General features: G+C 46.7%; 1 protein-coding gene. It reads right to left on the bottom strand.

The window, feature by feature from the left end:
- On the bottom strand, positions 1 to 1,100 hold a 1,100-nt coding region (locus AB4653_RS19825), incomplete at both ends, for a hypothetical protein (RefSeq protein ID WP_372105114.1).

Here is a 1,100-nt window from a genome sequence, read left to right as displayed (position 1 = left end):
TCCGTCATAAACGAACTGAGTGATTGTTGCACCATCTGCACTTTGCACTGGCATCACATCGACAGTGCCTGTCGTAACAACACCTGCAGCCAAATCAGCCACCGTTGGCTCAGTAATGGTTAACGTTTGGTTTTGCATGCCTTGCACATCATCGCTAACCGTCACTTTCAATGGCGACATCAATGAATCATCACCATCACGATCGACCGCAAGTACAGGAAGCTCAAAGCTCAGATCGTTCTTTGCTTGGCCATCAGCATGATCTAATGCTTCAAGTAGAGTAAAGGTGTACTCACCCACCGTGCTGGTAGAAAAGCTAATAGTAAAGACGGGAACTTCTGGGTTGGATCCATCTTTCACAAAGCCAATGTACTGGTTGCTGTTTTGTGGATCGACACGTAACTCGACGGCTAACCCGCCCGATTTAAGCGCGTCGTTGGTGTTGAATTGAGCAGGGTCGATACGGAACTTGACTACATCATCACTTTGATTGGTAAACTGAATAATCTCAGTTTGACTCACAGGCACGGTGCTTACTGCCGAGCCATCGGCTAGATTGGATTCTGATAGCGTGACGCTTGGAATAGTATTGATGATTGGAATATCACCATCGGTGATGGTCAAAGTAACGGTGGATGTCACCGGATCTTTATCAAAGTCACTTGACGTCACCACGATCGTCTTAACGATATCTTCGCTGCTTGTGTGGTTTAAATCGCGATTGGGTTCAAAGCGTATTTCACCTTCAAGGGTAACAAACAGTTTTCCCTCAGGCACAGTGATAAGCTGCTCTCCCGTTAAGCCCTGATTCAAGGTGTAAACGGTATTATCATACGTGATCTGGGTAATGGTCGCGCCATCAGCACTCTGATCAGGCATCACATCAATGGTGGCAGTCGTCACCTTACCAGCAGCCAAATCCGCAACCGTCGGTTCAACAATATTGAGCACACCATCTTTCATGATTTGCACATCATCACCGATGGTCATTGTAAGCGGGGAAATTTGCGAGTTATCGCCATCAGTGTCCACGGCATAAACAGGCAGTTCAAAGCTCAGGTCGTTATTTGCAAGGCCATCTTCATGATCTAACGCTTCAA

The organism is Vibrio sp. 10N.222.48.A3 (assembly GCF_041475345.1).
Classification (GTDB): Bacteria; Pseudomonadota; Gammaproteobacteria; order Enterobacterales; family Vibrionaceae; genus Vibrio; species Vibrio tasmaniensis_A.
Note: the sequence above shows the minus strand (reverse complement) of the source record. Positions and strands in the feature narration are given on the sequence as shown.